Below are 9,806 nucleotides of genomic sequence, written 5' to 3'. Positions count from 1 at the left end.
ATCTGGAGGCCGCAGCGGGAATTGCGGGTGTGATAAAGGTGCTGCTGTCAATGAAGCATGGGCTGCTGCCGGGTAATCCTCATTTGCAGCAGGCCAATGAATATATAAAACTGGAAGGCAGCATTTTTCGTTTATCTGCATCCCCTGAACGCTGGGAAGACAAATCATCCCTGCCGTTGGTGGCAGGCGTGAGCAGCTTCGGTTTTGGCGGCGCCAATGCTCATGTGGTCATAGAAGCATATGACCGGCCCGGAGCAGTTGCGCATAAAACGGATGTTCATCCGGTAATGGTAGTATTGTCTGCCCGCAACCAGGAGCGGTTGTCTGTCCTGGCAAATAACCTGCTTGTATATCTGGAAGGTGCTCCGGACATAGATTTGCGGGCATTGGGCTATACGTTGCAAACAGGACGTGATGCGCTGGAAGAGCGCCTGGCGATGGTTGTGACGGACCATTCAGCGCTACAGGGTCTGCTGAGGCAATACCTTTCAGGAGAGACGGGCGATTACTTTACCGGTAACACTAAAAAGGAGCGGACGGATTTTCTGCTGGAGGGCGGAGCGGGCCGGGCCTATATCGATTATGCGTTAACACACCGGGAACACCGTTCCCTGGCCCGTTTGTGGGTACGTGGTATAATACCTGACTGGAAGCAGCTATACGCTGATAATAAGCCCGTGAAGATCAGCCTGCCAGGCTATCCCTTTGCGAGAGAACGTTACTGGATACCGGCAAACGAGGCAACGATGCGGTCGGCAACGAAATACGAAGAAAAATCATCAATCGAAAAGATAATAACCGCTTATGCCGAAACATGGGTGCCTGCTATATTGGACAACAATATGGAGCAAAACGCAAGGGTACTGGTGTTGACAAATGGCTTTAGTAAAGGCCTGATAACCGCACTCAGGAACACATTAGGGGCAATAGAAGTTGTCTCTTCCGTTAGTGATTTTGTCGGGACAATGGAAACTGTAACTGGTTTAATTGATCTTACTCCGCTGGAAGCAGGCCATCCGGTTAATTATGAATGGATAACGCTGCTTCAGAAGGTTATAACTACAGCAACGGCAGCATCGCTCAAACTTATGATCGTTAATGAAGAGCAAACAGATGGCGATCACATCAGAGGTGCCGACCGGTTTGGGCTGTATGGTATGTTACAGGCGGAATATTCAAAAGTCCATAGCCAGCATGTGCGTCTGCCGGCAGGTCTGGCAGATATTGATAAAAGTAGGTTGATCACCACAGCTTATGCATCCCGGAATGCCGGCACCAAAGTTCGGTACCATAACGAAAGCTGGCATGTTCCACAACTGAAGGAAATCCGACTGGAGAAAGCCCTTAAACGGCATTGCAGTGGACCCGTAATGATAACCGGAGGAACAAGAGGAATAGGCATGGCATGTGCCAGGCACCTTGTTACTGCACACAACATAAAGAACCTCATCTTATTAGGCAGGGAAGTTTTACCCGACAGGGATAGCTGGGAAGAAAGAAAACAGGAAAATAGCAGGACTGGCCAAAAAATCAGGGATGTCCTTTCCCTGGAAGCTGCAGGGGCGGTAGTGGAAGTGGTGAATATACCGCTTACTGAAAAAGAGAAGCTCCGTGAATACCTGGATAACATACAGCGTGTATGGGGCCCTGTTAAAGGGCTGCTGCATGCCGCCGGGTATGTGGACGACCACACCTATGCATTCATTGATAAAACCAGAGCAGATATAACAGCATTACAGGTCCCTAAAGTACAAGGATTGGAAAATCTGCATGAACTGCTGCAGGGAAACGATTTGGACTTTGCCGTATTGTTCTCTTCATTGTCTTCCGTTGTACCAAGGCTGGGAGCGGGGTTCAGTGACTATGTCATGGCCAACAGCTTTATGGACAATTTCGCTGCCTTCCGCCGGCAGCAAGGTTATCGCTATACCAGTGTACAATGGTCGAGCTGGAAAGAAGCGGGTATCGGGGAAATGAAAGGCGGCCTTTATGGCGAGTTGGGTTTTTTGTCAATGACCAATAAGGAGGCATTGGAGATACTGGACTGTATTCTGATGAACGATGAATGCCCGCCGGTTGTTTTTTCAGCAGTATACGACCCTGCCAAATTTGATAGCATAACAGCGATTACTATTCCTGAAAAAACCAGTATACAAGAGCCATCTGCCATGCACAACGACCGGCAGTCCCCGGATATTACCGACTGGTTGAAAGGCCAGGTCGGCATAGTGTTACGGATGGATCCCCGTATTCTGGATAACGATACCAATTTCCAGGAATATGGAGTTGATTCCATTGTATTGTCATTATTGGTTAAACGTTTGGAAACACAATTAAACGGCATGGCGGTGTCTCCTAACGTTATTTTGGAATACCCAACCATAAACCTGCTGGCCGGGTATCTGAAAGAACAGTGCCCTGAGGGGTTATTAGCCTTGATGAACGGGCAGGATATATCTTTTTCTGAGACGGTGCAGACAGAAAAAGCAGATGTAACAGATCCTGTGAATAAAACAAAAGGCAGTGTGCTGTCAGAACTGGATATCAGCGCAATTAGTTCCGGGAATGATGGAGGCCTACTCCCTTTACAGATGGATAGTGGCTTTGATGACGGCTTGCAACAGCTTTGTGAAAAAAGTATACTTAAAATACTACTGGACCTTGGAATCAGGGACCATCGCTATCATACCGTTACCGGATTGAGAAAGGCGTTGGGAGTAGTGGATAAATATCAGCGGCTTTTTGCTGAGCTGGTCCGGATATCGGTCAATGCCGGACTACTTGTATGGGATGAAACCGGACAGGTCAGCATTTCCTCCGGGGGTGGGACAACAGCAACATACAGTCATACCGCTGCCCTGCAGCAGCTCAGGGAACGTTATCCCAACTTTAAAGGTGTGCTCAACTTGCTGGAGATGTCCCTTGATGCATTCCCTGAGATCATAACCGGAATGCGGAAAGCAACAGATGTTATGTTCCCCGAGGGTAACATGGCATATGTAGCGGCAGTTTATAAAGGGAACAGGTATGCTGATTATTTCAACGAATTGTTGACCAACGCGGTCTCCAATGCTGTTGAGGCCGGAGTGAAGCAACTGCGTCCCGGAGAGCGGATAAGGATACTGGAAGTGGGGGCGGGAACCGGAGGCACCAGTGAGCTGATCTTTAAAAAACTGGTACCGTATAGCGATTATATCACTTACGCTTACACAGATGTATCCAGAAGCTTTTTACATTATGCAGAAGAGACTTATAAGACAATAGCGCCTTATCTGACAACTGCTGTTTTCGATATTGGCCAGCCGCCAGCTTCGCAGCATTTGCCGGAACATACTTATGACATAGTCATTGCCGCCAATGTTGTGCATGCTACCAGGGACATAGCCGTAAGCCTGCAAAATATGCGAAAAACCATGAAGCCGGACGGCCTTTTGCTATTGAACGAGATCGCAGTAAACTCGGTGTTTAATACACTTACGTTCGGGTTGCTGGACGGCTGGTGGCTGTTTGAAGATGAGGAACGCAGGATGGAAGGAGGTCCGGCGCTTTCAGCTGACAGCTGGAAGCAGGTGCTCGCCGCCAATGGTTTCAATAAGAGCGGCTCGTTTCCTGAAGGAGGAGGGAAGGAACAGCAGTTGGTAATTGCTGTTAATACCAATAAAAAAATGACACATACGACAGCGGCTGAAAGTGGTAGAAAAGATGGGAATACTCATCGCAGCAATAACAGGATCGCTGTGGTGGGCATGGCGTGTCACTTTCCCGACGCGCCTGATATTGCTTCCTTCTGGGAGAATCTGAAAAATGGAAGGGACAGTATCAGAGAAGTGCCTGCCAGCCGCTGGTCTGTAGCCAGGCACTATGCGCCTGGCGGAGCCACGAATGGGAAAAGTATCAGTAAGTGGGGAGCGTTCCTTGACGGAATTGAAGACTTTGATCCTGCTTATTTTGGTATCCATCCTTCGCTGGCCCAAAATATAGATCCTCTCGAGCGGCAATGGCTGGAAGTGAGTGCTGAAGCACTTGCAGATGCCGGCTTCAGTAAAAAAGACCTATGGGGTAAAAGTGTGGGTGTATTTGCAGGAAGCAGGGTGAGTAATTTCTCTGATAAGGTAAAAGCATTACCGAAAGATATCCTGGTAGGTGTAGGCCAGAATTTCATCACCGCACACTTAGCGCATATCTACAATTTCACCGGGCCTAATATGGTGGTAGATACTGGTTGTAGCAGCGCTGTTACTGCCATATCGCTGGCTGTAGATAGCCTGCTTAGCGGAGAAACAGAAGCGGCGCTGGCTGGTGGAGTGGACATTCTCCTCAATGAAAGAACGTTTATTACGCTCAGCGCTGCCGGCGTACTTTCTCCCGACGGAAGAAGTAAAACGTTTGACGAAAGTGCTAACGGCATTGGTCTGGGTGAAGGGTGCGGGGTATTAGTGCTGAAGCGCCTGGACGACGCGGTCAGGGCCGGCGATAAAATATACGGCGTGATTGAAGGCGCCGCGATTAACAATGATGGGAATACGATGGGCGTAACTACCCCTAACCCTGCTGCACAGCTGAACCTGCTGAAGCGTGCAGTGGCAAAATCCGGTGTGGATGTAGCCACCATCAGTTACATTGAAACGCATGGTACGGCTACTCACATAGGAGATCCCATTGAACTCAAAGCCATTAACCGGTTATTCGAAGCACATACTTCTGCCAGGGGAATTTGTGGGATTGGCAGTGTAAAAAGCAATATCGGGCATTTGCTTAGTGCTGCCGGCGTTGCAGGGGTTATTAAAACATTGTTATCGATGAATGCCGGACAGCTGCCGCCTACTCTTCATTGTAATACTCCCAATCGCCGATTTGATTTCGACAATTCTGCGGTATATCCGGTAAGGGTGTTGACAGAATGGCCTGGCGTAAACGGTGTAAGAAGGGCCGGAGTGAGTGCTTTCGGTCTGGGAGGGAGCAATGGGCATCTTATATTGAGCAATGAAGGTATTCCCGCAACCAGTGTAGTGTCTTCTTTTGCTCCGCCACAACCTGGCTTTAAACGACAAAGGCATTGGCCGGAAGAAGAAAAATATATTGTTGAAAGTGATATCGCAAAGGCCGTATTTATGAAATATCTAAACACTAATTTCAGTTGAGCATGGAGAACAGGACTGTTCATATTGAGATGGACGCTAACAATTTTATTCTCAGAGACCATAAGGTCTATGGCATTAGCATCCTTCCGGGCGTAAATTATATTGAATTGGTGCTGCGCGCGGCAAAAGCGATGTTTGGCGACGTTTACAGGGTAAAGAAAATGTTGTTTCTGGAACCGCTGGCAGTGGCAGACGGCTGTTGCCGTGACCTGGAAATTACTTTCACCAATGTTGCTGCCGGAAATTACGCAGTATCAGCGCGTTCGGCGGAAATGCCCACGCCAGGTCAGCCGGCAGGGCCATGGACAGAACATATGCGTTGCCATCTTGAACCCTTCGGTAAGCAGGACGATCAGGTATTTGATGTAAAAGGTTTTATCGCCAGCAGCGAACGCGTCTTGGATATGAGTGAAGGATATAAATGGGCCAGAAGCGTATCTATTTTTCACGGGCCGTTCATGCAAACGAAAGGCGCTGTCTACCAACGGAAAGATGAAGAGTTGATGGCATTGCAGCTCGGCGAAGAAGCTGCGGAATATCTGAAAGAGCTGGCATTGCATCCCGCTTTCCTGGACGGGGCCACATTCGCCGGCATATCATTTAATCTGGCAGGCAGCCATCCCTGGATACCGGCGGGAACAGACCCCTATATCCCTTTTTCAATTGACAGTTTTGAATGGCACCGCCCTTTCCCCGGAAAAATATTCGTGCATAGCCATAAACCGGTATTGCCATTCGGTAAGGCGCCGGAAGTTGTTAAGAACAACATTGCCGTATATGATGAGGAGGGACAACTGTTGGCGCGGTTTTATGACATCACCAGTAAAAGAATAAGACATCCGGAAATGATCCGGAAATTGGTGGAAACTCCGGCTATAAAAGAAATACAAACAGCGGCCGCCACTGTTCCTGTGTCCTCGCCGCCGGTGAAAGAGGAGACAATAACGCATTATTTGCGGCAGCTGGTAGGGAATAAAACAGGCAAACCGGTATCTGAAACAGACATCAGTACCGGCTTTTATGAGCTGGGACTGGACTCGAAAGGAGCTTTGGAAATAGTAAGGGAATTGGAACGATTGTACAAGACAGACCTATACCCGACGCTGTTATTTGAGTATCAGAATATAAAAGATCTGGGAGATTATCTGTCCCAATATCAGGTCCCTGCTGACATTGATCAGCAGACCGCAGTCAGGCAGGAAAATCCGGAGCCACTGTCTTTTCTGTCAGAACTACCTGTAGTAGCTGCTTCGGGAACAGGGATGGGAGAGCCTGTCGCCATTATAGGGGTGAGTGGTAAATATCCCGGGGCAAAAAATATTCATGCATTCTGGGATAATCTGAAAGCGGGCAAAGACTGTATTACTGAAATACCTCCCGATAGATGGGATGCCGATAGCGCATATAATGCCGGCAACATCAAATCCAAATGGGGAGGATTTTTAACAGACATTGACAAGTTTGATGCGGAACATTTCAGGATTCCGCCTGTACTGGCTGAACTGCTGGACCCGCAGATTCGCCTGTTTATGGAAGTAGTATGGGCAACATTTGAAGATGCAGGATGGAAGCCAATGACCTATCCGGAAAGACGTATAGGCGTTTTCGTAGGTAGCATGTTCAATGATTACCCGCTGCTGGCAACTGAAAAACCGACACTCGAAAAACTATCGTTTTATACGCATTGGGCCATTGCTAACAGGGTGTCATACCATTACGGACTGACAGGACCGAGCATAGCTGTAAACACTGCCTGTTCTTCATCCCTTACTGCAATTATTCAGGCATGTGATGCTATCAGGAAAGGAGATTGTGTGAGTGCCATTGCCGGAGGTGTTAATTTAAATCTACATGCCTCACGCTGGCAGATCCTGGGAGAAATAGGTTTTTTAGGCACGGCGACAACCAGTAAAAGTTTTGCTGCCGGCGACGGTTACCTGCCCGGCGAAGGGGTAGGCGCTGTTTTATTAAAGTCCCTGAAGAGGGCGGAAGCCGATGGAGACAGGATTTATGGAGTCATTCGTTCAGAAGCTGTAAACCATGACGGACGATCAGGTGGTTTCGGTGTCCCTAATCCTGGCGCACAGGCACTTTTAATCAGCGAATCGTTAAAAAGGGCGCAGATAGATCCTTTTTCGATCAACTATATCGAGGCGGCAGCTAATGGCTCCCCGCTTGGAGATCCAATCGAAATAGCTGGTTTGTCAAGAGTATTTCATGAAAGGGGAGAAAACAACATTGTAATAGGTGCAGTAAAATCCAATATTGGCCACCTCGAAGCCGCATCGGGCATCTCGCAGTTGACAAAAGTAATATTACAGTTACAACACCGGCAGCTGGCACCTACTATAGGTACGGAAAAACTGAATCCGGACCTGCATCTGGAAAGAACTCCTTTCAAAATAAATACAACATTACAGGAGTGGCTGCCGACTAATGGTCTCAGAAGGGCCATGATCAGTAGTTTCGGCGCAGGCGGCAGTAATGCGCATATTATAGTTGACGACTATACCGGGGAACGTGTGAAAAGATTCAGTGGCAACGGAGAGTCGCTGATTGTGCTGTCTGCCCATACGATCAGCATTCTGAGAGAACAGACAATACAACTGAAATCTTTTCTTCAGAACAATGATGGCATCAGTTTATATGATCTCGCTTACACCCTGCAAACAGGACGGGAAGCCATGGAAGAACGCTGGGCCATAGTTGTTCACAGCATGAAGGAACTGATGGCCGCGTTGGAGGCTTTTCCGGAGAATAAGCCCCTCGCCTGCTACGGTGACAACAACAGCGGGAACGATGAAGCCGGGCCGTCAGCAATCCAGGTTGCACTGAACAATGGCGACCTTAACCTGCTGGCCTGCGCATGGTTGAAAGGCGCAACCATTGACTGGACATTGTTGTACCCTGACGATAAACCGCAGAAAATCGGTCTGCCTACTTATCCTTTTGCCGGCGAGCGGTATTGGATACCGGTAGGACAACCTCGTTATTCATCTGTACAGGAGGAAAACGGGGAAAAGACTTTTTTTTACAACCATGTGTGGAAAGCGGAGGCAATCACCGAAATGCTTTCGCAGGCAGCCGCAGAAGATCTGTTGCTGGTGTCCGGCGGCCCGGCAACACTGGCAGAGAAGCTGGGAGAGCGGCTGGAGATGAGGGCCGTGCATGTCGCCGCCGGCACGCCAACGGAATATTTCCTGTTCTGCCTGGAGGAGGTGAAAAAACGGTTACAGCAGCGTATGGGAGGCCGTCTCATAGTCTTGCACTGCTACGCTTCCCTTCCGGGAGAAGGGTTTATAGCGGGACTGTTGAAAACGGCCAGCCGTGAATATCCACAGTTAAAAAGTAAAACGATAGGCGTGGAGCGCTTGTCCCTTCAAGATATTGAAGAGCTGGCGCAGCTGGTGTCTTGCGAGCTGGATACGTCAGATGCTGAAGTGCGCTACCGTGGCGGTGTGAGAGAAGTGAAGCGGTTACAGGAACTACGATCTTCATCGTCCTCTCCTTCACCAGGGACAGGTATCCGTGCAGACGGGGTGTACCTGATTACCGGTGGCGGCGGCGGTCTTGGCCGGTTGCTGGCGTCACATATCACGAATACGCCTGGCGCCCGCGTGGTGCTGTGCGGCCGTAGCGAGGCGCCGTCGTGGGTTGCCGCATTGCCGGCAGTGAGCTATCGCCGCTGCGACGTGGGAGATGCAGCCTCAGTGGCATCGCTGATCAGCTGGGTGCAGGACAACTACGGGGAGCTTCACGGTATTATCCACGCGGCAGGCGTGGTGCGGGACAGTTTTATCATCAACAAGACGGGGGCATCCGCCTCGGCGGTATTGAGTGCCAAGATCGGCGGCGTGCGGCATCTGGATGAGGCCAGCGCTTCCTGCCGACTGGATTTTATGATTTTGTTCTCGTCCCTGTCAGGCGTGACGGGCAATATCGGGCAGGGCGATTACGCTGCAGCAAATGCTTATCTGGACGACTATGCACTGTACCGCAATGAGCTGGTAAAGACAGGAGCGCGCAGTGGCCGCACGCAGAGCATCGCATGGCCGCTATGGGCCAGCGACGGGATGCAGGTAGATGAGGAAAGCGCACGTTATCTGGAGCGGGAATGGGGAATGCAGCCGTTGCCGGCATCCTCCGGCCTTGCGTTGTTTGACCGGTTATTACAACAGGGCCACGAACAGGTGGTCGTATTTCATGGTAAGAAGGGGATGCCGATGGCAGAGAAACCAGACAGTAGTACCATAGAGGTAGCTGCTGATCTGTCCTCCTCATTGAATTATATTCGTGGGCTTATCAGCGAAGAACTGAAGCTGCCTTTGTTGAAATTAGATCCTGATGCGGCTTTTGAGCAATATGGTATTGATTCTGTGTTGATCCACAAACTGACCAACCGTCTGGAGGCATCTTTCGGGAAACTGCCGAGGACATTGTTTTTTGAGTACCAGACACTGAGAGAGCTGGCCGATTATTTTGCCGCACATCATGCAGCGAAGCTGTCAGCATTAACGGGTGTCGTCAATTCCCGGGAGGAATTGCCAGTGGCGCCTTTGGCAACATCGCCGTCTGTCAGCCGGGCAGCCGGGTCAAAAGACATAGCCATCGTAGGCTTAAGCGGCCGTTATCCCGGCGCCCGCAATATCGGTGAGTTCTGGGATA

At 49.7% G+C, this 9,806-nt stretch carries 2 protein-coding genes; both read left to right on the top strand.

What is annotated here, in order from left to right:
- Nucleotides 1-50 precede the first annotated feature (50 nt).
- Nucleotides 51-5,141: a beta-ketoacyl synthase N-terminal-like domain-containing protein gene (locus tag HGH92_RS33335; protein WP_168875195.1), complete on the top strand. Its 5,091-nt coding sequence runs from the start codon at nucleotides 51-53 to the stop codon at nucleotides 5,139-5,141.
- 2 nt (nucleotides 5,142-5,143) lie between these two features.
- On the top strand, nucleotides 5,144-9,806 hold a 4,663-nt coding region (locus HGH92_RS33330; RefSeq protein WP_168875194.1), incomplete at its 3' end, for an SDR family NAD(P)-dependent oxidoreductase.

It is taken from the genome of Chitinophaga varians (genome assembly GCF_012641275.1).
GTDB classification, from domain to species: domain Bacteria; phylum Bacteroidota; class Bacteroidia; order Chitinophagales; family Chitinophagaceae; genus Chitinophaga; species Chitinophaga varians_A.
This window is presented reverse-complemented; position numbering and strand designations above follow the sequence as displayed.